General features: G+C 42.3%; 19 protein-coding genes. 14 read left to right on the plus strand and 5 right to left on the minus strand.

What is annotated here, in order from left to right:
- The first annotated feature begins 45 nt into the window (after window positions 1-45).
- The 4 genes from LPA49_RS14375 to LPA49_RS14390 all read left to right on the plus strand — a co-directional run bounded on the left by LPA49_RS14375 (window position 46) and on the right by LPA49_RS14390 (window position 6,514).
- Window positions 46-1,368 carry a TolC family protein gene (locus LPA49_RS14375; RefSeq protein ID WP_230236869.1) on the plus strand — a complete coding sequence of 441 codons (1,323 nt, stop codon included), beginning with the start codon at window positions 46-48 and terminating at the stop codon, window positions 1,366-1,368.
- The gene (locus LPA49_RS14380) at window positions 1,361-2,815 is read left to right on the plus strand and encodes an efflux RND transporter periplasmic adaptor subunit (protein WP_036973321.1); all 1,455 of its coding nucleotides are present in this window, start codon (window positions 1,361-1,363) and stop codon (window positions 2,813-2,815) included. The genes LPA49_RS14375 and LPA49_RS14380 overlap by 8 nt, the downstream gene beginning before the upstream one ends.
- Window positions 2,812-5,916 carry an efflux RND transporter permease subunit gene (locus tag LPA49_RS14385; protein ID WP_036973320.1) on the plus strand — a complete coding sequence of 1,035 codons (3,105 nt, stop codon included), beginning with the start codon at window positions 2,812-2,814 and terminating at the stop codon, window positions 5,914-5,916. Before LPA49_RS14380 ends, LPA49_RS14385 begins: the two co-directional genes overlap by 4 nt.
- A gap of 142 nt (window positions 5,917-6,058) precedes the next feature.
- Window positions 6,059-6,514, plus strand: a complete 456-nt coding sequence (locus LPA49_RS14390) for a hypothetical protein (protein ID WP_036973319.1) — start codon at window positions 6,059-6,061, stop codon at window positions 6,512-6,514.
- Window positions 6,515-6,724: 210 nt separating this feature from the next.
- Here the strand turns inward: LPA49_RS14390 and ppx are convergent, their stop codons facing one another.
- The 3 genes from ppx to LPA49_RS14405 form a co-directional block, all read right to left on the minus strand.
- Entirely contained in the window at window positions 6,725-8,212 is a 1,488-nt protein-coding gene (ppx, locus tag LPA49_RS14395; protein ID WP_230236872.1) for an exopolyphosphatase, read from the minus strand.
- Window positions 8,205-10,292, minus strand: coding sequence for a polyphosphate kinase 1 (gene ppk1 / locus LPA49_RS14400; RefSeq protein WP_065979567.1), 2,088 nt, complete (start codon window positions 10,290-10,292; stop codon window positions 8,205-8,207). The genes ppx and ppk1 overlap by 8 nt, the downstream gene beginning before the upstream one ends.
- A gap of 126 nt (window positions 10,293-10,418) precedes the next feature.
- Window positions 10,419-10,925 carry a glycine cleavage system protein R gene (locus tag LPA49_RS14405; protein ID WP_036973316.1) on the minus strand — a complete coding sequence of 169 codons (507 nt, stop codon included), beginning with the start codon at window positions 10,923-10,925 and terminating at the stop codon, window positions 10,419-10,421.
- 346 nt (window positions 10,926-11,271) lie between these two features.
- Here LPA49_RS14405 and LPA49_RS14410 point away from each other — a divergent pair, with 346 nt between their 5' ends.
- The 10 genes from LPA49_RS14410 (at window position 11,272) to LPA49_RS14455 (ending at window position 22,097) form a co-directional block, all read left to right on the plus strand.
- The gene (locus LPA49_RS14410; protein ID WP_065979566.1) at window positions 11,272-13,506 is read left to right on the plus strand and encodes an ABC transporter permease subunit; all 2,235 of its coding nucleotides are present in this window, start codon (window positions 11,272-11,274) and stop codon (window positions 13,504-13,506) included.
- Between the two features lie 15 nt (window positions 13,507-13,521).
- On the plus strand, window positions 13,522-15,171 hold the full coding sequence (gene pstA, locus LPA49_RS14415) for a phosphate ABC transporter permease PstA (protein ID WP_036973315.1): 1,650 nt from the start codon (window positions 13,522-13,524) through the stop codon (window positions 15,169-15,171).
- A 26-nt stretch (window positions 15,172-15,197) separates the two neighbouring features.
- A complete protein-coding gene (pstB, locus tag LPA49_RS14420) occupies window positions 15,198-16,025 on the plus strand; it encodes a phosphate ABC transporter ATP-binding protein PstB (RefSeq protein ID WP_036973314.1) in 828 nt (275 codons plus the stop codon).
- 47 nt (window positions 16,026-16,072) lie between these two features.
- Window positions 16,073-16,774 (plus strand): phosphate signaling complex protein PhoU, encoded by a 702-nt coding sequence (phoU, locus tag LPA49_RS14425; RefSeq protein ID WP_036973313.1) that lies wholly within the window; start codon window positions 16,073-16,075, stop codon window positions 16,772-16,774.
- Window positions 16,775-16,923: 149 nt separating this feature from the next.
- Window positions 16,924-17,601 carry a TIGR00153 family protein gene (locus LPA49_RS14430; protein WP_036973312.1) on the plus strand — a complete coding sequence of 226 codons (678 nt, stop codon included), beginning with the start codon at window positions 16,924-16,926 and terminating at the stop codon, window positions 17,599-17,601.
- Window positions 17,602-17,643: 42 nt separating this feature from the next.
- Window positions 17,644-18,912, plus strand: a complete 1,269-nt coding sequence (locus LPA49_RS14435) for an inorganic phosphate transporter (RefSeq protein ID WP_036973311.1) — start codon at window positions 17,644-17,646, stop codon at window positions 18,910-18,912.
- Between the two features lie 84 nt (window positions 18,913-18,996).
- Window positions 18,997-19,923: a hydrogen peroxide-inducible genes activator gene (locus tag LPA49_RS14440; RefSeq protein WP_230236875.1), complete on the plus strand. Its 927-nt coding sequence runs from the start codon at window positions 18,997-18,999 to the stop codon at window positions 19,921-19,923.
- Window positions 19,924-20,046: 123 nt separating this feature from the next.
- Entirely contained in the window at window positions 20,047-20,589 is a 543-nt protein-coding gene (locus tag LPA49_RS14445; protein ID WP_230236878.1) for an RNA polymerase sigma factor, read from the plus strand.
- On the plus strand, window positions 20,582-21,181 hold the full coding sequence (locus tag LPA49_RS14450) for a hypothetical protein (protein ID WP_036973308.1): 600 nt from the start codon (window positions 20,582-20,584) through the stop codon (window positions 21,179-21,181). The genes LPA49_RS14445 and LPA49_RS14450 overlap by 8 nt, the downstream gene beginning before the upstream one ends.
- A 1-nt stretch (window position 21,182) precedes the next feature.
- Entirely contained in the window at window positions 21,183-22,097 is a 915-nt protein-coding gene (locus LPA49_RS14455) for a hypothetical protein (protein WP_075594507.1), read from the plus strand.
- Window positions 22,098-22,126: 29 nt separating this feature from the next.
- On the opposite strand, the gene LPA49_RS14460 is transcribed toward LPA49_RS14455, so the two are convergent.
- A complete protein-coding gene (locus LPA49_RS14460) occupies window positions 22,127-22,330 on the minus strand; it encodes a hypothetical protein (protein ID WP_036973306.1) in 204 nt (67 codons plus the stop codon).
- Between the two features lie 231 nt (window positions 22,331-22,561).
- Window positions 22,562-25,072, minus strand: a complete 2,511-nt coding sequence (locus tag LPA49_RS14465) for an EAL domain-containing protein (protein ID WP_230236880.1) — start codon at window positions 25,070-25,072, stop codon at window positions 22,562-22,564.
- Between the last annotated feature and the right edge of the window lie 28 nt (window positions 25,073-25,100).

Here is a 25,100-nt window from a genome sequence, read left to right on the forward strand (position 1 = left end):
AACTCTATTGTTTTTTAACTTTCTAGAATTTTAGTGGAGCATGTGATGACTCACAGCAAATTTTTAAAGGCATTTTGCCTTGGTGTATTAGTAACGACTTCCAGTATGGTTCAGTCTAATCCATTGACACTGAATGGCGTGGTTGAATACGCACTGACGCATGAGCCTTGGCTACAAGCAAACAAATATCAGCAAGAGGCAATTGAAGCGCAAAGTATTGCCGCAGGCACCTTGCCAGACCCTGTTCTGACGGTAGGGCTAATGAATTTACCGACGGATGGTTTTGCCTTTGACCAAGAGGGTATGACGCAATTCAAAGTGGGTTTATCACAACAGTTTAGCCGCGGTGATAGCTTGGCATTACAGCAGCAAGCGTTAAGGCAATCGGCCGAACAATACCCATGGCAACGTGCAGACCGACAAGCGCAAGTAAAGGCTATTGTTACTGAAGCATGGTTAAATGCCTACCGAGCTCAGCAAAGTATCCAATTAATTAACCGAGATAAAGCGCTATTCAACCAATTGATTGATATCACAGAAGCAAGCTATGCAAATTCTTTAGGGACTACGCGCCAGCAAGATATCATTCGTGCTCAATTAGAGCTTACACGCTTAGAAGATAAATTGGTGATGCTTGAGCAGCAATTCGATAGTGCGAAAAAGCGCTTAGCACAGTGGTTGCCAATTGACATGCTAAGTGGCCCTGTCAGCAGTGATAATGGTGATGTGGCGGCTTTAATGCCATACCAAAATATGCAACCAACAGGCGTGACCGAAGTGCTTATGGGGCATCCTGCTGTTGTGGCTATTGAGCATGCCTTACGTGCAAAAAGCACACAAATCGAAGTGGCAAAAGAAGCCTATAAGCCACAGTTTGGTATGAATGTTGGCTATGGTTATCGTGATGATACGCCGATGGGAAGTTCGCGCGCCGATTTATTCTCGATAGGGGTCAGTGTTGATTTACCCTTATTTACAGATAACCGCCAAGATCAGCAAGTCAATGCGGCTATTGCAAATGCTGAAGCAGTTAAAACCACAAAGCTAATCACGTTACAAAAACTGCAAGGTCAATACTTTAAAGAGCTTAGCCAGTTAAGTCGCCTAGCCCAACGTCGAGCGCTTTATGTCGAGCAGCTTTTACCACAAATGGCAGAGCAAGCCGAAGCCACATTAAATGCATATACCAATGATGATGGGGACTTTTCAGAAGTCATGCGTGCTCGTATCAGTGAGTTAAATGCAAAAATAGATGCCCTAAATATCGATATCGACACACAAATTACGCTGGCACGTTTAAATTATTACGCAGCAGCAAAAGACAGCCAAATTAATGCAGCACACAGCCAAGGAGCACATCATGAATAATACCGTTAAATTAGGAGTGGCTTTGGCAGTGGGTGCCGCTTTGGCAACCGTAGTAAATCAGCTTTCTACTGCTGATCATTCCGCTATGCCAAGTGCAGAAAAGAAACCTCTGTATTGGGTTGCTCCCATGGATAGCAACTACCGACGTGATGAGCCAGGATTGTCGCCAATGGGCATGGAGTTAGTCCCTGTATATGAAGAAAACAGCGCCGAAGACAGCCCCGGAACAGTTAGAATATCACCTGCCGTTGTCAACAATTTAGGTGTTAGAACCGCACCGGTACGTTTTAAGTCACTGCAAACTACCGTTGATACTGTGGGCTACGTGCAATACGACCAAGATCAATTAGTGCATATTCATCCACGTGTTGAAGGCTGGATTGAAACGCTGTTCGTGAAAGCTGCGGGTGATCAAGTAAAGCAAGGTGAACCACTCTATACCTTGTATTCTCCACAGTTGGTGAATGCGCAAGAAGAGTTACTACTTGCCCTAAAGCGCAATAATAGTGTGCTTATTCGTGCTGCCAAAGCGCGTTTGGCCTCATTAAATGTATCGAGTGATTTTATTGAGCGCTTAGAGCAAAGTCAGAAGGTCAGACAAAACATCACCTTTTATGCCAAGCAAAGTGGTGTACTGGATGAGCTAAACATTCGAGAAGGCTTTTATGTGAAGCCCGGCACAACCATGATGAGTATTGCTCACCTTGAAGAAGTATGGGTTGAAGCTGAAGTGTTCGAGCGCCAAGCAGGGCTTATCAGTAAAGGTTTGCCTGTAACAATGACCTTAGATTATTTACCGGGCCGTCAATGGCACGGCAAGGTTGATTATATTTATCCTACCCTCGATGAGAAAAACCGTACATTACGTGTGCGCCTCAGGTTTGTGAATGATGAGGGCTTATTAAAACCGAATATGTTTGCTGAGGTCAGTATTACGGCTAAGCCAACAGAGCCACAGATAGTGATAGCGAAAGAGGCGGTGATCCGCACAGGTAGCCAAGACCGAGTGGTGGTTGATTTAGGTGAAGGGCGCTTTAAGTCCGTCGCTGTGACCATTGGGCGCAGTGATAATCACGACATTGAAATTTTATCAGGCTTACTAAAAGACGATAACGTGGTGACATCAGCGCAATTCTTGATTGACTCCGAATCAAGCAAAAGCTCTGACTTTATGCGTATGCAAGAGCCTGATAGCGAGAGTGCCATGGTCAATGGGGTGATCAACAGTATTGATCGCAAAGCCAGAACCGCGGTGATCAGCCGTGAAGCAATTCCAAAATGGGGCCGTGAGGCAGCAACCGTGGAGTTTCATTTTTCGCCGCGTATCGATTTATCACACCTACAACCTAATGACGAAGTACATTTCACGTTTAAGCTGGTAGAGGGTGAATTTATGATTTTTGACATCATGACCTTAAGCCATCCAATGCAAGGAGAGATGAAATGATTGCAGCAGTCATTCGCTGGTCAGTCGGTAATCGTTTCTTTGTATTACTGCTGTCCGTCATGCTGGCAGGCTTTGGCATTTTTTCTTTGAAGAATACGCCAGTTGATGCGCTACCTGATTTATCTGACATACAGGTCATCGTTAAAACATCCTACCCCGGGCAAGCGCCACAAGTAGTGCAAGACCAAGTAACGTTTCCAATTACCACCGCTATGCTCTCGGTACCAGGGGCACAAACGGTCAGGGGCTTTTCATTTTTTGGCGATTCGTATGTTTACGTCATATTTAATGAAGACACCGATTTATACTGGGCACGCAGTCGGGTGCAAGAGTACTTAAGTCAAGTGAGTGCTCGCTTACCCGAGTCGGCTCGACCAGAGCTTGGTCCCGATGCAACAGGGGTCGGTTGGATTTACCTTTATGCATTAGTTGATAAAACAGGAAAGCACGATATTAGTCAGCTACGTAGCTTACAAGATTGGTTTTTAAAGTTTGAATTGCAAACTGTACCAGGGGTGTCAGAAGTTGCATCGGTCGGTGGCATGGTTAAGCAATACCAAGTCAATGTAGACCCCGATAAACTGCGTGCTTATGGCATTCCTCTGAGCCTGATTCAAACAGCAATTAAGCAAGGTAACCAGGAGCGAGGTGCCTCTGTTGTTGAAATGGCCGAAGCGGAATACATGGTATCAAGCACCGGTTATATTAAAAGTGTGGCCGATTTAGAGGCTATCCCGTTGGGGACTAATGCCAACGGCACACCGCTGCAGCTTCGCAATGTTGCCGATATAAAATTAGGGCCGCAAATGCGCCGCGGTATTGCTGAGCTTAATGGTGAAGGCGAAGTGGCTGGGGGCGTTGTTGTGATGCGCTTTGGTGAAAATGCACAAGCCACAATTAAACAGGTAAAAGAAAAGTTAGACTCTTTGAAAAAAGGCTTACCCGAGGGCGTTGAAATTGTGCCTGTCTATGACCGCTCTAACTTAATCACCAAAGCGCTGGATAATTTGACCTCAAAACTGATTGAAGAATTGATCGTTGTAGCCCTGGTGTGTGTGGTGTTCTTGTTTCACATTCGGTCATCAATTGTGGCAATTATTACTTTACCAATGGGCATATTAACCGCATTTGTGGTTATGTATTGGCAAGGTATTAATGCCAATATCATGTCACTTGGGGGAATTGCGATTGCGATTGGCGCAATGACGGATGGCGCGATTGTTATGATCGAAAACATGCACAAGCACATGGAAAAAACCCCACTTACCGACGAAAACCGTTGGCAAGTGGTGATGGACTCGGCTTCAGAAGTGGGCCCTGCATTATTCTTTAGTTTATTAATTATTACTGTCAGCTTTATGCCGGTGTTTATTCTTGAAGCACAAGAAGGGCGTATGTTCTCTCCGCTTGCTTACACCAAGACCTATGCCATGGCAGCCTCCGCTGGCTTAGCAATAACCTTAGTGCCGGTGTTAATGGGTTACTTTATTCGCGGAAAAGTTATTTCTGAGCAAAAGAACCCAGTCAACCGTTTACTTGTGGCAAGTTATAAACCGTTATTAAATGCGGTTCTTAAAGCGCCAAAAACCACGCTAGTGATGGCTATCATTTTGGCTGTAGTCGGTTTTTATCCGGTTAATAAGATTGGCAGTGAGTTTATTCCTCCGCTTGATGAGGGGGATTTAATGTATATGCCCACAACCTATCCGGGTATTTCAATCGGTAAGGCCCGAGAACTCTTACAACAGACCGATAAACTCATAGCCAGTGTGCCAGAAGTCGAGAGTGTCTTTGGTAAAGTGGGGCGGGCTGAAACAGCCACTGATCCTGCGCCACTCACCATGATTGAAACCTTTATTCAGCTTAAGCCTAAATCACAATGGCGTGAGGGAATGACAACCGAAAAGCTTAAAAAAGAGCTTGATAGCTTAGTGAAGTTCCCCGGCTTAACGAATGCGTGGGTTATGCCGATTAAAACGCGTATCGATATGCTTGCCACCGGTATTAAAACGCCAGTGGGTATTAAAGTAGCGGGCCCTAAGCTGAGTGAAATACAAAAAATTGGTGAGCAAATTGAAGTGATATTAAAAGACTTACCGGGTACTGCGTCTGTGTATTCAGAGCGAGTAGCGGGTGGGCGCTATATTAAAGTGGATATCAATCGCGACAAGGCTGCACGTTATGGTCTTAACATTGCCGATGTGCAACAGGTTGTGGCAACTGCAATTGGTGGTATGAATGTAACCGAAACGGTTGAAGGACAAGAGCGATACCCGGTTAATTTACGTTATCCACAAGATTACCGTGATTCGCCAGAAGAGCTCAAGCTGCTGCCTATTGTCACTGCAAGTGGGCAGCGAATTGCACTGGCTGATGTGGCTGATGTCTTTATCGAAGACGGTCCTCCGGGGATAAAGAGCGAAAATGCGCGAATCAATGGCTGGAGTTTAATTGATATTGAAGGCAGTGATATCGGCAGCTATGTTGAGCGTGCCCAAAAGGCACTGCATGAGCAGCTAGAGTTGCCTGCTGGCTACTCAATTACGTGGGCAGGTCAATACGAGTACATGGAGCGCGCTAAAGCTAAATTGAGTTATGTGCTACCGCTAACGCTCGCTATCATTGTGGTGCTGTTATACCTTAACTTTAGAAGCTTTATTGAAGTGGCGATGATCATGCTAACACTTCCTCTGGCGATGATTGGTGGTATTTGGCTGATGTATATCGAAGGTTTCAACTTCTCTGTTGCTGTCGGGGTTGGTTTTATTGCGCTTGCAGGGGTTGCCGTAGAAATAGGGGTGATCATGCTGGTGTATCTTAACCAAGCTTATCTCGAGGCTAAACAGCAAGCAGAGCACTTTGGTGTCGTTGAACTTCGCCAAGCAATCATCAATGGTGCAGGATTAAGGGTTAGACCTGTGATGATGACCGTAGCCACTATTATAATTGGTTTGTTACCGGTGCTTTACGGTACTGGCACCGGCAGTGAGGTAATGAGCCGAATTGCTGCGCCTATGGTCGGTGGGATGTTCAGTGCCGTGGTACTGACTTTACTGGTGCTACCTGCTTTGTATTTTATCTGGCGTAAACGAGACCTATAAATTTTACAGCCAGTGTGTAACTTGTACGCTCTTTTTGCGTACAGGTTACACATACCACAGTTTATTTATTGATTTAAAAGAGTTTTTAATCTGGATTGATTTATGCATTTATTTATTAAATTGACTTTAATAAGGAATGCACATGCAAGTTAAAACAATACAACAGGTTTATGATTGGACCGTTTTATTTCACACCCAAATGGCGGCCAACTTCCATAGTGTAAAAGACTTATTGGATGAACATAATCAAATGCTGGTGGAGTATTATCTCAACTATGAGAAAAAGCTCGCCGAAGATTTGGTTGGCTTTAAAGCCATTACCGAAATAAACACCCTTGATACTTACTGTTATGAATACTTTGCAGACAACCCTGAACTGATCACATTCAGTGACATCAGCACTGATCAGCAAATAGACGAAACAGCCATTCAAGTTTACCTATCAACTCAACATAAAAAGGTGATCGATTTATACGAGTACCTTGTTTCGCGAGCAGAAACCCAAGACACGATTGAAAAGCTTGAGCGCTTACTCGAACTTGAGCATCAAGGCTTAAAGCAAATGATGCAAAGTGCTAATCGTCATAGGGATATGTAATACCATTAATCCGCAATAATACTTAATCATTTTGGGTGATTAAACCAGTTGCTACCTGCGTTAAAAATGTCTGATTTACGACTGCATGGATGCAGAGCAATGCAATGCAAGAGCAATGGCCGAGAACAACTAAATAACGACATTTTAGCCTTGTTATCAACGCGGTTTTATTGCCTCAAAATAGACCACTAATTAAGCAGAGCGGTATCATTAATGAAAATCGAGCAAAAAGCCGACTTTTTTAAGGTATTTTTGTTCTTGCTGTAAATCGGCCAAAAGCAAAGTATGTTCCTTCAGCCACGTGTCGTTGAATTTTAAGAACATGCTATTTTGCTTGGCCGTTACCGTTAACGACACGCCTTGATCTGGTGTGCGTTTTTGATTTAAAAGCACGGCAAGACGCAAAATCACGATCAGCTGTAAAATTTGATGGTGTTGCACTGTGTGTAAAGTGGGAAATTGGTCTAAACGAATCTTTTTACGGTAAAAGCGGATCATACAGCTGAGTAGCGTTTGCTGTTGCTGTGTAAAGCCCGGAAGCTGACTATTTGCCACAATATAGGCACTGTGTTTATGTAAACCAGATGAGTTTATGCCCAGCCCTATTTCATGTAACTGTGCCGCCCAATTAAGTAAATTTAAAAAATCGGGATGGCTGAGCTGCCAAGGTATTTTAACGTGTTCAAATAACCATTCAGCGGTGCTAGATACGCGGTTTGCGTGTTCTTTGTCGATGGTATTGCGATCGCTTAAATTATGAATGGTATTGGTGCGAATATCTTTGTGTGCGAGTTTTTGCTGCATTTCATGCAAGAGCCCTTCACGCAGTGAAAAGTCACTGTATTGCATCGCATCGATGTCGAAAAGCGTAAAGAGTGCAATTAAAATCGCGAGCCCACCACAAATACTCTCTTGTCGCTCAGGTGTTAAACCTTCAATGTGTAAATTTTGAATCTGTTTAGCGGCAATAAATTGCGTTTTAAGCTCATGCAGTCTTTCAAGAGTAATCAGCTCTTGCTCTGCGTCATTTGCATTAATCATTGCCAAAATTGATTTTATTGTACCCGATGTCCCCACGACAGACTGCCAACCTGTGTTGATGTAGTTCGCAAAGATAACTTCAAGCTCTTGCTCTGCGCGTATTTGTGCTTTCGCGAAGCGTTTGGCATTAATTTGTCCATCAGCAAAAAACTGCTTTGTATAGCTGACACACCCCATGTTTCGGCTTGAAAGTAAGCGATGCTTAAAGTGTTTACCGATAATTAATTCGGTGCTTCCACCGCCGATATCAATGACTAAGCGATTATTATCATGATGAATATAATGCGCGACACCTTGGTATATCAAGCGCGCTTCTTCTTGTCCTGAAATGACCTCAATCGGGTATGGAAAAACGTCACTGGCTTGGGTTAAAAACGAGTGAATGTTTTTGGCACGTCTTAGTGTATACGTGGCGGCAACCTTCACGTTCTCAAGTGGAAAGTCCTGTAATGTGGCTGCAAACTGCTTAAGGATAGCTAAAGCGCGTTCGATTGCCGCTTGGCTCAAATGATTTTTATCATCTAAGCCATCTGCTAAATAAACCCGCTGCTTTTCTTTATGGAGTATTTGCAAAGAGCCATCGACTTCTCTTGCGACCACTAAATGAAAACTGTTTGAGCCTAAATCTACTGCAGCAATTGAAGGATAATCATTCATTATTATAGTTACTTTCCCATTTCTTTAAGTGATCGTAGATGGCAATTTGCGAGCGAATTTTCTTGCGATTACCTCGGCGAACATAGTGATTTTTCTGCTCACTGTCGATCAAACGTGCTTTAGTTCGGTCTTTAAACTGTAGCTCAAGAATATCAATAATGAGTTGCTTAAGTTTTGCATCAAAAATAGGAACAGCCACTTCGACACGATGGTCTAAATTTCGGGTCATCCAATCGGCAGAGGAAATATAGACTTTTTCATCACCATTGTTATGGAACACCATCACTCTGGGATGTTCTAAAAATCGGTCAACAATGCTTATGATACGAATATTGTCATGCGCACTGGTGGTTGTCGGGACTAATGAGCACATACCGCGAACGATAATACGTATTTTAACACCGCGTCTTGCAGCAAAATAAAGGTGATCGACAAGCTGCTTATCAACTAAATTATTCACTTTTAAGGTAATACGGCCCTGTTTTCCACGCTCTACGAGGGCTATTTCATCATCAATGAGCGCCATAATCGTTTCGCGCGCATTGACAGGCGAAATCATTAAATGTTCAAAATGAAAAGGTCGGTAGCTACTTTCAATAAATTTGAACACGCTGTCACACTCTTCTGTGATCCCCTCGTGTTTGGTGAATAAGCTAAAGTCGGTATAAATTTTTGCGGTTTTTTCATGGAAATTCCCCGTCCCAATGTGAGCATACTTCACGACGGTGTTTTTTTCTTTACGGTGAATAACGCACAATTTACTGTGCACTTTTAATGCGGGAATACCAAAAATAACTTTAACCCCAGCATTACTCAGCGTTTTCGCCCACTCAATATTATTTTGCTCGTCAAAGCGCGCCTTTAACTCAACCATAACTGTGACATGCTTGCCATTTTTTGCAGCATTAATTAGCGTTGACACTAAGCGCGATTGGCTCGCAACGCGATATATATTTACTTTAATTTGCGTAACATCAGGGTCAAACGCAGCTTGGCGAACAAACTCTAATAAATGATTAAAGGTGTGATAGGGGTAGTAGAGTAAAATATCGTGTGCTGAAATCGCGTCAAACACACTTGAAAACTGATTAAATGCAGCACTTTTTAACGCCACCAATGGTTTATTTTCTAAGTATTGGCGACCCACATTCGGAAAGGCGATAAAGTCTCTAAAATTGCGATAGCGTCCTGCAGGAATAAGCGCATCATGTTGGCTTATATTGAGGCGTTTTTTCATGACACTGAGCATGTCATCGGGCATGCTTTCATCATAAACAAGGCGTACAGGCTCTGCATAAATCCGCTGTTTTAGCCCCTTCGACATTTTATCGAGCAACCCTTCTTCAAGTTCATCATCTAGATTGTACTCAGCATCACGGGTTAATTTAATTGCATAGCACTGAATATCATCAAAGCTAAAAAAGCTGCTAAACACATCGCGAATAAAATAAGCGATGATGTCATCCAGCATCACAATGGTTTTATGGCGACGGGTTTTCTCTGGCGGCAAAATAATAAAACGCGGCACTCGGTCGGTAGGGACTTCAAGCATTGCGTAATGGCTTTTTTGCGTACTCATTTCGACAAAAAAGTAGGTCATTGTGTCGTTAATTTGATCGGAGTAGTCTTTTTTCTCAGTGATCAAAATAGGTAAAATATGTTGCAATACACTGTCGTGAAAGAATTTTTCTAGCCAGTTTAAATGGAATTCGCTTAACTTTTCGGGTAATTCAACATGAATATTGTGCTCATTTAAGTCGGCTAAAATATCCTTATGAATTTGATTAAATTTCTTACCTAGTTGCAGTACTTTTTTTTGTATTTGCTGTAACAGTATTTCGTCTTCTTCAAAATTCGCGTCAGGCAGTTTGTTAAGTAGAATACGACGCTTAACATCGGCGACACGCACACGGAAAAATTCGTCCATGTTGTTTGAATAAATCCCTAAAAAGCGCATTCGTTCGATGATTGGATTCGACTTGTCTTTTGCTTCTTGCAGTACGCGCTCATTAAAAGACAGCCAACTAAGCTCTTTGGCAAAGTAAGTGACGGCGTGTGAAGAGGAGTGACTTGCGTTCATCTGTTTTTCCAACGTTTCTGGCTAGTTAGAATATAGAGGATGCAGATGACGGTTATGTGACATACGTGTCACTAATGTGACACGTCGTTAGGTATCAAGGGTTATTTGTGCCCTTATAGTCGTTGATTAAGCATCTTCTATATCAACAATAAGATCGGTGGTAATCGATTCAAGCGCACTGATGACTTCGTCTTTGTTCATCCCCACTGGTAGCGCAACGGTGGCCACCGCGCTAAAAATAGGCACTCCCCAATTTGGCGCACTCTGTTGTTTTGAATTGAGATGCGTAATGTTAGCGCCTTTGTGGCGAATGACACTGGCAAGCTCTTGCACGATGCCTGGTCTATCGTTACCGGTGATCACAAAATTAATTTCTTCAGAAGGCACGTCAGGTAAGGTATCAGTGCCGCGCTCAATCCTTACCTCTAAATGCGGTAAGCTGTGCAGCGCATCTTGCAATTCTTGCAAGTGTTCTTCAGGAACTGCGGCTTCAATAATGCCCGCAAAATGGCCCGCTAAATGACTTAAGTTACTGGTTAACCAATTGCCATGATGGCTTAAAATCGTGGCTGAAATATCTTCGACGAGGCCCGGTTTATCGGGACCTAAAATAGTAATTACTAACTGCTTCATATTTAATTCTCTATAAAAAGCCTCTGAAAAATGCAAAAAAGGAAGGAGGCGTTGGGTTAAGATGATTCTTATTATTGAAAAAAATAAGTCACATTGAGTATTAATGCTGATTTAACGTTTGTCCAATTTTTTCCATAGAGTAATAAAAAATTAGCGATAACAAATTGTTAGCTTAATTCCTTTGGCATTCTTAGAGTATTGTTTTTGGTAGTATTTTGGTCATGTTTTAGGGATAAACCCCGTATCTAAAATACCTGTTTTATTACACTGAAATATGACGTTTGTAACAATACTGTCATCTTGGTGAAATATAATGCGCCCAACGTTAAGATTTAAGGGTGTTTTGATGACTTCCAATCCGAATAAACCGACCTTTCATACGGATAGAAGCCGTCTATTTAAAGATCGGTTTGCCAAGTGGGGTATTTCCGCAGGTGGTGTAATGGTGCTTGTCGCGCTGTTACTAATTTTCTTTTACCTTCTTTATGTTGTTCAACCTATTTTTGAATCAGCAAAAGTAGAGACACGTAACAGTGTAAAACTACAAAATGCGTCAGAAATTGTTGGGCTCGGTATTGAAGAACAAACCGAAGTTGCCTTTTTACTAGGCGAAAAAGGCACGGTTGATTTTTACAATGTTGAAAAACAACACTTCGGTAAAAAAATCACCACTCTTAACACTGAACTCCCCAGTGATGTAAGCAGTTTTGCAAGCTCAGCTCCTTTTCAAGGGCAATACGCTTATGGCCTTGAAAACGGGTCTGTTATGGTTGTGGTGCCGAAGTTTTTGGTCACATTCCCTAACAATGAGCGTCAATTAACGCCTCGTTTAGATTACCCTCTGGGTAAAGTGGCGTTAGAAGTTGATGAGCAAGGCGCTGCCATTAAGAAGTTTGCATTTAGCCATTACGAAGATAAAACCGCGGTGGTTGCGTTAACTGCGGATAAACGTGTTTTATTTAGCAGCTTTTTAGCTGAAGAGAACATGTTCACTGGCGAAGTTGAATGGAGCGTTGAGCGCACAGAGCTTGATATTGATGGCCGTGTTGATGAGTTATTAATGTCGCCAGATACGACGCGCACCTTTATTCGCTCAGCTAACCAAATTTATGTTTACGATACGCGCTATCCGTCTGAGGTAGAGCTTATTCAAGTACTTGCTGCAAACGAAGAAAACGCAAACCTCGTTTCTACGCAATTACTTGCCGGTGCAAACTCATTGATGCTTGCCAATGATAATGGCGAAGTTTCGCAGTGGTTTGAGGTGAATACCGACGAAGGCCGTGAGTTTCAAAAAATTCGCGCGTTTGAAACCAGCAAACAATCAAAGTTAAGTATTTTCACTGAATTCTATCGCCGCACTTTCTTTACTGCGGGTGCCAATGGCGAACTAGGCATTTACTACACCACCAGTGAAGCAAAGCTGTGGCAAGGTAAAGTCAGTGACGGCCCAATTGATAATTTCGCAATTGCGCCGCGTTCAAATGCTGCACTTATTCTTGCTGATGATGCATTGAAAGTGATTGAAATCCATAATGAGCACCCAGAAGTAACGTGGTCTGCATTATGGCAAGAGGTTTGGTACGAAGGTTACCCTGAACCTGCATACATTTGGCAGTCAACTTCAGCGAGTGATGATTTTGAGTCTAAATTCTCGTTAGTGCCAATTTCATTCGGTACCATTAAAGCCGCACTATACGCGATGTTATTTGCGGTACCAATTGCCTTATCTGCGGCTATCTACACCGCATACTTCATGTCGAGTGAGCTGCGTAAAGTCGTAAAGCCAACCGTTGAAATCATGGAAGCGTTACCGACCGTTATTTTGGGTTTCTTAGCCGGTCTTTGGTTAGCGCCGTTAATTGAAGAGCATTTACCAGCGATTGTGGGCTTACTGCTGTTACTACCGATTGGTATCTTACTGACTGCATTTGGTTGGAATAAGCTGCCAGCTTCTATTCGTCACCGTGTGCCTGAAGGTTCGCACTCAATCTTATTGATTCCGGTTGTGCTGTTTATTGGTTGGTTGTCATTTGCGATGAGTGGCACAATTGAATCATGGGTATTCGATGGTAATGTTCGTCAGTACCTCACCAATGAATTAGGCATGACATTCGACCAACGTAACTCGCTCGTTGTCGGTATTGCGATGGGCTTTGCGGTTATCCCCACTATTTTCTCGATTGCAGAAGATGCGGTGTTCAGTGTTCCTAAACATTTATCGAATGGTTCACTGGCACTCGGTGCAACACAATGGCAAACACTGGTACGTGTGGTTCTTCTTACTGCAAGCCCAGGTATTTTCTCCGCAGTGATGATGGGTCTTGGCCGTGCAGTGGGTGAAACAATGATTGTACTTATGGCAACAGGTAACACGCCTATTATGGATTGGAGTATTTTCCAAGGTATGCGAACACTTGCAGCGAATATCGCGGTTGAAATGCCAGAGTCAGAAGTAGGCAGCTCGCATTATCGCATTCTATTCTTAGCAGCGTTTGTACTATTCATATTCACATTTATTTTCAACACAGTGGCTGAGTTTGTTCGTCAGCAACTGCGTGATAAATACAGTTCAATGTAGGTGGAGAGACACGACATGGTAAAGCAGTGGTTTAAGTCTGGTTCTCCTTGGATTTGGATGACCGGTGGTGCGGTGAGCATCAGTTTAATCTCAGTTCTTGGTTTGTTAGCCATGATTGCTTGGAAAGGTTTAAGCTTTTTCTGGCCATCAGAAGTTATTCAACTTGAGTTACAAGGCTCAGTTGCAAAACAAACTGTGATTGGTGAAGTTTATGATCGTGAGCTCGTTGCAAAGTCACGTATTGAGGCAACAGGCGTTGATTTATCTCATTACGACAAAGAGCAGTTAGAACGTTTATTAATTAAAACCGGTAACCGTGAATACGTTGATTTAGATTTCCGTTGGGTATTAGAAACCGATATCAAATCACGCACAGCGCCGGCTGAACTTGCCGTATTTGAGCGCAGTAAAAATGGTAATTTTTACGGCTATGTTGACCAAGTTATTAAAGACGGCGAAGTTATCACAGAGAACAAAATAGACGTACTCTATGATCTTGTTGAGCGTGCTGTTGAGTTAAATGACCAAGCACTTGATCTGCAAAATGGCGACATTGGTCACATTAACTACGAACTTGAGCGCTTACGTTTAAAAGAAAAAGCGTATCAGCTTGATAATGAACTTACCGATGAACGTGTTGCAGAGCTGGCAGCTGCCCGTGCTGAGCTACGTGAAGAATACTCGGTACTTGAAAAACAACTTTTTGCGCTACGCAAAGAAGCAAAGCGTGACCAAGTAACCGTAAAAGATATGCGCGGTGAGGTTGTTACATTACCACTTTATCAAGTGCTTGATGTGTGGTTCCCAAATGACATGGGGTTCTTTGCTAAGTTAGGTCATTACTTTGTACAGCTAGGTAAGTTTGTGTCAGACGATCCGCGCGAAGCAAACACCGAAGGGGGTGTATTCCCTGCGATTTTCGGTACCGTGTTCATGGTATTACTGATGGCCGTTATTGTGACGCCATTTGGTGTGGTTGCGGCAATTTACTTGCACGAATATGCAGCCAAAAATGCTGTCACGAAGATGATTCGCATCGCCGTTATCAACCTTGCGGGTGTACCATCTATTGTTTACGGTGTATTTGGTCTGGGTTTCTTCGTTTACATGTTGGGTGGCAGTATTGACCAATTATTTTACCCTGAATCATCACCAAGCCCCGTTTTTGGTACGCCAGGTGTGATATGGTCGGCATTGACCCTTGCGATTTTAACCTTACCTGTGGTTATCGTTTCAACAGAAGAAGGTTTATCACGTATTCCAAGTACTGTTCGCCACGGTTCATTAGCACTGGGTGCGACAAAAGCTGAAACCTTATGGCGTATTATTATTCCAATGGCCAGCCCAGCGATTATGACTGGATTAATTTTAGCGGTTGCACGTGCCGCGGGCGAGGTTGCGCCACTTATGTTAGTGGGTGTGGTTAAAATGGCGCCTACATTGCCACTAGACGGCAACTTCCCATACGTACATTTAGATAGAAAATTTATGCACTTAGGTTTCCACATTTATGATGTTGGTTTCCAAAGCCCGAACGTAGAAGCGGCGCGTCCGCTGGTATATGCCACGGCATTCTTACTGGTTTCAGTAATTATCGCCCTGAATATCACCGCGATTGGTATTCGTAACCATTTACGCGAAAAGTTTAGAGCTCTAGAGCATTAATACAGAATTTTTATAGGTAGACAGAGATGATTACAGTTGCACCACACGTAAACCAAGCGAAAAGCGCGGCAAAACTAGACTTAGAGAATCTAACCGCAGAGCAAACTGCGTTAGAGATTAAAGATTTAGATCTATACTACGGTGATAAACAAGCGCTTAGCGGCGTGAATATGAAGATTCCCAAAGGTCAGGTAACAGCGTTTATCGGCCCATCGGGGTGTGGTAAATCGACGCTGCTTCGTTGTATTAACCGGATGAATGATTTAGTTGATAGCTGTCGTATCACCGGTGAAATTTTACTACATGGTCATAACATCTACGATAAAAGTGTCGATGTTGCCGCACTGCGTCGTAATGTTGGTATGGTATTCCAACGTCCGAATCCATTTCCAAAATCAATCTACGAAAATGTTGTTTATGGCCTACGCTTACAAGGAATTAAAGAAAAGCGTAAATTAGACGAAGTCGTTGAGCAATCTTTACGTGGTGCTGCATTGTGGGATGAAGTAAAAGATCGTCTTCACGATAGTGCATTTGGCCTATCAGGTGGTCAGCAGCAACGTCTTGTGATTGCGCGATCAATTGCGATTGAGCCAGAAGTGCTCTTGTTAGATGAGCCAACATCGGCACTCGATCCAATTTCTACATTAGTTATTGAAGAGCTCATTAACGACTTAAAGAATAAGTTTACCGTGGTTATTGTTACTCATAACATGCAACAAGCCGCGCGTGTATCAGACCAAACAGCGTTTATGTACATGGGCGAATTGATAGAGTATTCAGATACCAACACCTTATTTACGACACCAAGTAAAAAGAAAACAGAAGATTACATCACTGGCCGCTACGGCTAGTCGAATAAAACACTTGGTAACGTAAACGAATTTTATAGAGGTAGACAATGGAACATAATATTAATAAGCATATTTCAGGTCGCTTTAATGAAGAGCTTGAAAATGTTCGTAACCATGTACTTAGCATGGGTGGCTTAGTTGAGCAGCAGTTAAATAGTGCGCTTGATGCGGTTAGTAAAGGTGATGCAGAATTGGCGCAAAAAGTCCGTGAAAACGACTACAAAGTAAACGCCATGGAAGTCAATATTGACGAAGAATGCACACGCATTATTGCACGTCGTCAGCCTGCTGCCAGTGATTTACGTTTAGTTATTGCGATTGCGAAAACAATCGCCGATTTAGAGCGCATTGGTGACGAAGCAGAGCGCATTGCAAAAGTGGCGCTTGATTCATTTACCAAAGACCAACAAGATCTTCTTGTTAATATTGAAAATATGGGTCGCCAAGTGTCGAAGATGCTTCATGATGTACTTGATGCATTTGCCCGTATGGATGTGCAATGTGCCTTCGAAGTTCACAAAGAAGATGCAAAAGTTGACCGTGAATATGAAGCAATTACGCGTCAAATTATGACATATATGATGGAAGATCCACGCTCAATCCCTAAAATTATGGATTTAGTGTGGTCAGTTCGTTCACTTGAGCGTATTGGCGACCGTTGTCAGAATATCGCAGAATACATTATCTATTTTGTGAACGGTAAAGATATTCGTCATACATCTCAAGCAGATATCGAAAAGTCGCTGTAAATTTTTAAGCACTTTTCATTTTTAAACCGAGCGGCTTTAGGCCGCTTTGTCTATTATTGGTGATGTCAGGCAGAAAAAGCGTTCAAAATCGTACACAATGCTGTAAAATTCGAACCTGCCAAAGCATACTAATTTATAAAGGGTCAGTTATGCCTACAAATGCATTTTTAGGGGTTTTTGCTAAATCTCCTATTAAGCCTATGGAAGATCACATTAAGAAAGTACATCAAGCAAGCAAAGCCTTGATCCCTTTCTTTAATCACGTTTTTAAAGAAGAATGGAAAGAAGCGGAGGAAATCCGTCTAAACATTCGTAATTTAGAACGTGAAGCGGATGACATGAAACGTAACATTCGCCTTCAACTACCGCGCGGCTTATTTATGCCAGTTGAGCGTACCGATTTGTTAGAGCTTGTTACCCAACAAGACAAAATTGCGAATAAAGCAAAAGACATTGCAGGTCGTGTAATTGGTCGAGAAATGACGATTCCGGTAGAAATTCAAGAAGATTTTCTTGCTTATGTAACACGTTGTGTTGATGCGACAAAACAAGCATCAAAAGCAATTAACGAGTTAGATGAGCTACTTGAAACGGGCTTCAAAGGTCGCGAAGTGACTTTAGTAGAAAAAATGCTCGTTGAATTGGATGCAATCGAACAAGACACGGATGACATGCAAATCAAAATACGCCGTCAATTGCGCGCCGTTGAAAATGAACTAAACCCAATTGATGTGATGTTCTTGTACAAGATCATTGAGTGGGTCGGCGATCTAGCTGATATTGCAGAGCGCGTAGGTTCTCGTCTTGAGCTGATGTTAGCTCGTTAATTTAAAATCAGTTCAAATACGAAAAATTAAAGGTTTCACACAATGGATATCATTGCAAATTACGGCACTTTTTTAGTTTTAATTGCCGCAGCAGTCGGTTTCTTCATGGCTTATGGTATTGGTGCAAATGACGTTGCCAATGCGATGGGTACATCAGTAGGTTCAAAAGCACTTACTATCAAACAAGCAATTATTATTGCGATGGTGTTTGAATTCGCAGGTGCTTACCTTGCCGGTGGTGAGGTTACATCAACTATTCGTAAAGGAATTATCGACGCCACGCCATTTATTGATATACCTGAGCTTATGATCTTAGGCATGATTGCCGCGTTATTTGCTGCAGGTAGCTGGCTATTAATCGCCTCTTTCCTTGGCTGGCCTGTATCGACTACTCACTCAATTATCGGTGCGATTATTGGTTTTGCTTTAGTGGCTGTTGGCAGCGAAGCAATCCAATGGAATAAAGTACTGGGCATTGTGGGGAGTTGGATTGTAACACCTGCAATTTCGGGCTTTATTGCTTACCTTATCTTTATGAGTGCACAAAAGCTTATTTTTGATACCGATGCTCCACTTAAAAACGCTAAGCGCTTTGTCCCTGTGTATATGGGTCTAGCGGGCTTCATTATGTCTTTAGTTACGATTAAGAAAGGCTTGAAGCACATTGGTATTAACCTAGGCGCTGTTGAGGGTTACGCACTTTCTATCGCGATCGCTGTCGTGGTTGGTATTATTGGTAAGTTTGCTATTTCACGCTTAAAAATTGATCCTAAAGCTGACAAGAAAATGCAATTTAATAACGTTGAAAAAGTGTTCGCGGTATTAATGGTATTAACAGCTTGTTGTATGGCATTCGCCCATGGTTCGAACGATGTTGCAAACGCGATTGGTCCACTAGCTGCTGTTGTAAACATTGTTGAGCACAACGGTGAAATTGCTAAGAAAGCCGCTATCGCATGGTGGATTTTACCACTGGGTGGTTTGGGTATTGTTGCTGGCCTTGCTATTTTAGGTAAGAAAGTAATCAAAACAATCGGTGAAGGTATTACTCACTTAACGCCTAGCCGTGGTTTCGCTGCTGAGCTTGCTGCTGCATCAACGGTTGTTATTGCATCAGGTACGGGTTTACCAATCTCTACAACACAAACGCTTGTAGGTGCTGTATTAGGTGTTGGTATGGCACGTGGTATCGCAGCGCTTAACATGGGTGTTGTAAGAAACATTGTAGTTTCTTGGGTAATTACATTGCCAGTTGGCGCAGCCCTTGCTATTGTTATTTTCTACGTACTGAGAACAGCCTTCGGCGTTTAAAAAGTACTAACAGACTTTTAGCTTGAAAAGATCTCAATGCCCTAGGTATTGGGGTCTTTTTATTTGCAGGTAGTAAAAAAGAGTATGAATAACTTACCCAGTATTAAACAACTACAATATTTACTCGCCGTTCATCAGCACCAACACTTTGGTCGTGCCGCAAGTGCCTGCTTTATTGGTCAGTCCACGTTAAGCAGTGCGATTCAAAACTTAGAAGAAACCTTAGGTTGTCAGCTTATCGAGCGTGAAAATCGCAGCTTAATGTTTACTGCCATTGGGGAAGAGGTCGTAGAGAAAGCACGTAAAATCATTGACGATACGCTAAGTTTGAAAGAACTCACCAAAAGCTTTTTAACCCCGTTAAGTGGTAAGTTAACCTTAGGCGTAATTCCTACCATCGCCAGCTTTATCGCGGCGCCGTTGTATCACTTTTGCAAGCAAGCATTTACCGAGCTTGAGTTAGTACTTGTTGAAGATACCAGTGAAAAGTTACTGGATAAGCTTGAACACGGGCAAATTGATATCGCGCTGCTTGCGTTGCCGTTCGATACCGAAAAGTTTCACACCCAAGTGCTCGCTAAAGACCACTTTAGCTTAGTTCACCATAAAGATTATATGCCAGCGAAAGGTGTCGAAGACTTTAACTTGTTGCCCGATGCCAGTGTGTTTTTGCTAGAGCGAGAGCACTGTATGACAGGCCATGCCTTAAGTGCTTGTCATTTAAATCGCTCAAGTTGCATTAACCCGTTTGAAGCGGCCAGCTTACATACGTTACTGAGCATGGTTGAGCATCAACTGGGCGTTACTTTTTTACCGCAAATGGCGATTAACGCGGGCATTCTAGAGAAAAAAGACATGGTGGCAACACCATCACAAAGCGACGCATACCGAGATATTGGTATTGTGTGGCGTAAAACCACCGGGCGAATCCGCGATTTTAGGCTGTTTAGTCAACAGTTAGAGCTGTTTCTTGCCAAGCAATGCAGCTTACATACCCAATCAGCAGAATAAATTGCAGCCCCAAATAAAAATTTGGGGTTTTTTATTATTAAAGCAAACTATTTTTTTCCTTCCCTCGACTAACTTTATACATTACCCCTTTTTACGATAGATAAATAACATGACGAGGCTACCGTGTTTTTTCAATCACTCGACACATTAATTGCCAAGGCGCAACAAGGCAATAAACGGGCATGGTTGAAATTAGTGAAGCAATATGAAACGCAGGTCTATAACTATTGTTTGCGAATGTTGAGTCACCCTGATGATGCAATGGACTTAATGCAAGAAGTGTTTATTTCTGTGTATAAGAGTTTGCCTAGCTTTCGAGGAGATTGCAGCTTTAATACTTGGCTTTACCAAATCGTGCATAGACGAAGTGTTGAGTATTATCGTCGCCGTAAGCACCATCAAAGCCTAGACGGTTTACCCGAAGAAGCCTGTGAGCGTAGTGAAATAGAAGCGAATCAACAGCAATCTCAACAGCATAATGAGCTTAAAAGTATGATGAACAATTTGCCGTGGGAGCAGCGCTTGGTTGTAGAGTTAAAGTTTTTTCAGCATTGCACATTTGAGGAAATTGCTGAGCAGTTAGGTATTTCAACTAATACTGCTAAATCAAGATTATACAGTGCGTTAGGTAAGTTAAAAGTGCATTTGGAGGCAGTAGATGGCTAATTTAGAGTCGTTATTTACAGCATGGCTAGAAGGTGAAAGCTTAACGGAAGAGCAAATTAGATTGCTCGAAAGTAATCCTGACTATGCCTTGATGATGGAAAATGCGACAAAGTGGCAGCAGCATAGTCTTAACTATCAACCGTTACCAGTACCTGACTGGGATCGTGGTTCTTGTATGCCACAAACGCAAAAGCAGGCTGTGTATTTTGGTTCTGGTTTATGGGCGATGGCTGCGTCTATCGCATTGTGTGCCTGGTTATTAATAACCAGCCCAGAACAAACAGACTCACAGTTGCTTGAGCAAGTGGCTAAGCAAACTCGTTTATTAGAGTCACAACAAAAACAAATAGATCAATTGCAGAACATGCTAACAGCACAAAATGACATACAGCAACAGCATATGTATCAGCTAGCGAAAGAAGCGATTAAAACGGGTCGTGTAGAGCGACAAGAAGATATTGCCAGTGTGCTTGCTTATATCAAAACGCAACGCGCCCAAGACCAAGCATACTTGCGTATGCAATTGAATGATTTAGCAGAGCAAGTGGATGGCCGACCCATGCCAACCGTTGCCAACAACGTGGAGTATTAAAATGCCAAAGAACATGATAGCCAGTGCGGTGTTATTGCTATGTGGTGTAGCAACAGTGAACCCAGTGTTTGCACAAAGTAGTGATGAGTTAGATAAAATTCAACGTGAAGTGGGAATTATGGAAAAAATTCTTACGGCTGCTTTAAAGCAAGATACGGATAACAAAGTGAGCAACGTGTCAGCAAGTTATTTACAGCACCAAGGTGTGGTGTTTAGTTTTGACGTGCGGGGGTCGCGATGGTCAACTATTTTTGCATCGGTGCCTGATGCTCCTTTGCCACCTATGCCAGATATTAATTTTGATGAAATAAGCGACATTGAGATTCTTGGTGACCATGTGCAGGTGATAAGCGACGCTGTGGTCGTTAAAACGCAAGAAGCGTATCAGCACGCGATGGAAATGATGCGTGAAAGTGCAGAGCAAGTCCGTGAAGTGGCTGAGCAAGAGCGTGATATTAGCCGTGAAATTCGTGATCTTGAACGCGAAAAACGTGATATTGAATTTGAGCGTCGTCATGATAAGGAAGCTGAAAATCAAGCACTTGAGCAACGTAAAAAAGAGTTACAAGCCTCTATTAAAGAGCTTGAAAAAGAGCAACAAACGCTGTCATTGAAGCAGCAAAGGTTACGCAAACAACTTGCAGAGAAAAAGCAAGCGCGCGCAAAAGAGCAGCAGCAGCAAATGATGGCCCTAACAAACAGTGTAAATAACAGTATTGCATTATCGTTGTGTGATTATGGCAGTGGTTTACGAAGCTTACCCGACGATGAGCACGTCAGTGTTGTTATTCGCGGACTCGATCAGAGCAAAAAGGATCACATTAAAGTGTTTAAAAAAGCAGATATTAAACAGTGTGTAGTGGGGAATATTAAATCGTCGCAACTACTCGAACGTGCATCAAGCTATGTATTTTAATTAATTGATTTTCCAACCAAAAAAGCAGCCTATAAGGGCTGCTTTTCATCCATTGAAAAAGGCTTTAAGCTGGGTAAAAACAATAAGTAAACCCAAACAACCAGATTAAAATAAGGCACTAAGCCCAACCCTGTAAATACTTTTACCGGGTACCCTTTGTAGGTCGCATTACGGTAACATTGATATGCTATCCCTAGATTAACGATCAGTAACAATACGATTAGTTGTGTCATCACTTTTCTCCTAAATACCGCTAATACAAGAACTTATAGATGTTAATTTATTTTCAGCATGTGTAATATAAAAGGTAATGTCATGTTTTTTTTAGATTATCACTATAAATACGCGACATTATCTCTTGGCGTGAATTAATTATAGATGAGTATTCTCAGGATGGTAGATAAAAAGTTAATAAAATTGTTTAAAAATGTATCAATATTCGGGGCGGATTAGCTAGTCAGTTGTTAGCTAAAAAGTTTATTGTTAGAGATTCTTTCAAGCTCACTGCTAATTTTTTCAACGGGCATGGGGCGTGCAATAAAGTAACCTTGCCCGTAATCGACGCCTATCTCTTTTAGTGCTAAAAATATTTCTTTATTTTCAACGTATTCAGCAACAGAACGCTTATCTAAAGAGCGGCTAATATCGTTTATCGCCTTCACGAGCGCAAGGTCGATAGGGTCGTTCAACATATCGCGAACAAACGAGCCATCAATTTTTACATGTTGTGCTGGCAGCTGTTTAAGGTAGTTAAATGTACTAAAGCCAGTGCCAAAGTCGTCAATCGAGAAATGGCAGCCTAAGCCATTGAGGCGCTCTATCATTGCGCGGGTGGCCGCTAAATTATTGATACTGGCTGACTCGGTTATTTCAAAAATAATACGCGTGGGTTCAACGTTATACTCTTGTAGGCTTGATTCTATATGCGGTAATAATCGTTCATCTAAAAATGACTGTGCCGATAAATTAATAGCCACTTGGTTGAGCTCAGGAAAATCAGCAACACTTTTAATCGCATTACGAATAACACATTGGTCCATCAGGTATGTGTCGTTTAGTAATTCTAATGCGGGAATAAATTGATTCGGGTAAATAAGCTCATTATCAAGCTTTAAACGCAGTAAGGTTTCAAAGTAAGCCACATGGCCACGTTTAAAGTCCCAAATTGGTTGGTAATGTAATTCAATTGCATCGTGTTGCAGCGCTTGGCGAATGCTGTGGCCCCACTCTAACCCTGCTTGTAGGCTATTGTGGTGAGTGTCTTCTTTTGAATAACAATGAACCAGATTACGGCCTAAGCTTTTTGCAACATACAGCGCAATATCAGCTTGCTTAAGGCATTCGTTGGGATCATTATTTTGTGCGGTAATTTGTGTTAGGCCAATTGAGCAGCTAATTGAATATTCTTGGCCTTCTGAATGAAATTGATGTTTTTCAATGGCCATACAAATACTTTCTGCGACTAAATGGGCATCAAGCAAATTGGTGTTTTTCAGAATAACCGCAAATTCATCACCGCCAATACGGCAAATTAAGTGCTCGTCGCTAATATTGGCAGTAAAGAGTTGAGCGACTTCTTTAAGCACAATATCACCTTGTTGATGACCTTTACTGTCATTGATGATTTTAAAATGATCTAAATCGATATAAATAAGCGCATGTTCTATATCGCCATTGGTGTATTTGGCTTGGCAAATACGTTGCAATTGTTGATCAAAATAATAGCGGTTATGTAATTCAGTTAGCGTGTCATGCAATGCTAAATGACGAAGCTGTAACTCAGCTTGCTTGCGTTCGTGAATGTTATCGATAGTGGCTGTAATCGTTGCAGAGTTACGGCTGTTTTTTATTAACTGCATTCGGCATTCAACCCAAATGGCATTGCCGTTTTTATGACTCAGTTGTATCTCAACTTGCTGTTGTAGCTCCCCCCCGTGCAAAATACTTTGAATCGTATCTTGTAACTTGGGCTGACACTCAGGCAAACAAAAATCAGTTAACGACTTAGATAAACTTGATTTAATGCCGTATCCCGTGAGGTTTTCCCATGCAGGGTTAATAAAGCGAATATTTCCTTGCTGATCAAACTCCAATACCACGGTGTTTAAATGCAATAAAATACGTTGGTGAGCCGAAAACAGTTCTTTATAGCGGCTTTGGCTTTGGCTTAGTTGCTCAACTTTTTGTGCAAACTCTGCATAACTCACCATAAAATCTTCACGGCGTGCGGCATGGTCACATACTTTGCTCAGTAAAGACTGATCATAAGGGGCGCGTATAAAATCGGTGACACCAGAGAGCAGCAGTTGCTCGGCATAATCAGCATCGTTGTTATCAATGATGGTAACAATGGCTTGTTTAGGATTATGCTGCAATATTTCGCTAATCAGCGCGCCTGCGGGATCTGATTGCGATTGCGTTGCATCAATCAATACAATTGCAAACTTTTGTTGTAGGTACGTCGCCAGTGCTGCTTTTGTCGATGTCGTGTGTGTAACAGCAAAACTGAGTTTGAGTTGTTCGTTGATGTTATTTGCTTTGCTGTTATTCGTTTCAAGTAGGAGTAAATTAAGGCGGCTGCTTTTTTCTAGGTGTGTCGACAGGACATTAGCAAGGACTTGCGGCAGCATATCTTGGCGTTCAAAAGGCAATACAGCATCAATACCATAACTGCGGGCTGTTGTTTCAGCGATACGCTCACAATAAATAGGGGGAGTTAGCAGTATAGGTGTATTTTTTGGGGTTTTTAATAACCCCGAGCGAATCATGCGCGAGAAGCGCCAGCCGTCAATTTTGCCGACTTCAAGGCCCGTAATAATAATATCCACCGGCTGGCTTTTAAGTATTTTTAACGCCTCTTGCGAGTCGTTGGCTTCAATAAACGTAAAAACATTAAGTTTGTTGAGTGTTAACTTAATTGTTTCACGCTCAGCAACGCTAGCGTTTAAAATTAGCAGTTGCAACTGCTTTGCCATGGCGCTACTACCTCTTAACTGAACCCAT

This window comes from Pseudoalteromonas sp. MB41, assembly GCF_020966275.1.
Lineage (GTDB): Bacteria > Pseudomonadota > Gammaproteobacteria > Enterobacterales > Alteromonadaceae > Pseudoalteromonas > Pseudoalteromonas lipolytica.

Coding starts and splice junctions, on each gene's coding strand:
- LPA49_RS14375 (WP_230236869.1), top strand. CDS start 46: ATGACTCACAGCAAATTTTTAAAGGCATTTTGCCTTGGTGTATTAGTA.
- LPA49_RS14380 (WP_036973321.1), top strand. CDS start 1,361: ATGAATAATACCGTTAAATTAGGAGTGGCTTTGGCAGTGGGTGCCGCT.
- LPA49_RS14385 (WP_036973320.1), top strand. CDS start 2,812: ATGATTGCAGCAGTCATTCGCTGGTCAGTCGGTAATCGTTTCTTTGTA.
- LPA49_RS14390 (WP_036973319.1), top strand. CDS start 6,059: ATGCAAGTTAAAACAATACAACAGGTTTATGATTGGACCGTTTTATTT.
- ppx (WP_230236872.1), bottom strand. CDS start 8,212: ATGAATGATTATCCTTCAATTGCTGCAGTAGATTTAGGCTCAAACAGT.
- ppk1 (WP_065979567.1), bottom strand. CDS start 10,292: ATGAACGCAAGTCACTCCTCTTCACACGCCGTCACTTACTTTGCCAAA.
- LPA49_RS14405 (WP_036973316.1), bottom strand. CDS start 10,925: ATGAAGCAGTTAGTAATTACTATTTTAGGTCCCGATAAACCGGGCCTC.
- LPA49_RS14410 (WP_065979566.1), top strand. CDS start 11,272: ATGACTTCCAATCCGAATAAACCGACCTTTCATACGGATAGAAGCCGT.
- pstA (WP_036973315.1), top strand. CDS start 13,522: ATGGTAAAGCAGTGGTTTAAGTCTGGTTCTCCTTGGATTTGGATGACC.
- pstB (WP_036973314.1), top strand. CDS start 15,198: ATGATTACAGTTGCACCACACGTAAACCAAGCGAAAAGCGCGGCAAAA.
- phoU (WP_036973313.1), top strand. CDS start 16,073: ATGGAACATAATATTAATAAGCATATTTCAGGTCGCTTTAATGAAGAG.
- LPA49_RS14430 (WP_036973312.1), top strand. CDS start 16,924: ATGCCTACAAATGCATTTTTAGGGGTTTTTGCTAAATCTCCTATTAAG.
- LPA49_RS14435 (WP_036973311.1), top strand. CDS start 17,644: ATGGATATCATTGCAAATTACGGCACTTTTTTAGTTTTAATTGCCGCA.
- LPA49_RS14440 (WP_230236875.1), top strand. CDS start 18,997: ATGAATAACTTACCCAGTATTAAACAACTACAATATTTACTCGCCGTT.
- LPA49_RS14450 (WP_036973308.1), top strand. CDS start 20,582: ATGGCTAATTTAGAGTCGTTATTTACAGCATGGCTAGAAGGTGAAAGC.
- LPA49_RS14455 (WP_075594507.1), top strand. CDS start 21,183: ATGCCAAAGAACATGATAGCCAGTGCGGTGTTATTGCTATGTGGTGTA.
- LPA49_RS14460 (WP_036973306.1), bottom strand. CDS start 22,330: ATGACACAACTAATCGTATTGTTACTGATCGTTAATCTAGGGATAGCA.
- LPA49_RS14465 (WP_230236880.1), bottom strand. CDS start 25,072: ATGGCAAAGCAGTTGCAACTGCTAATTTTAAACGCTAGCGTTGCTGAG.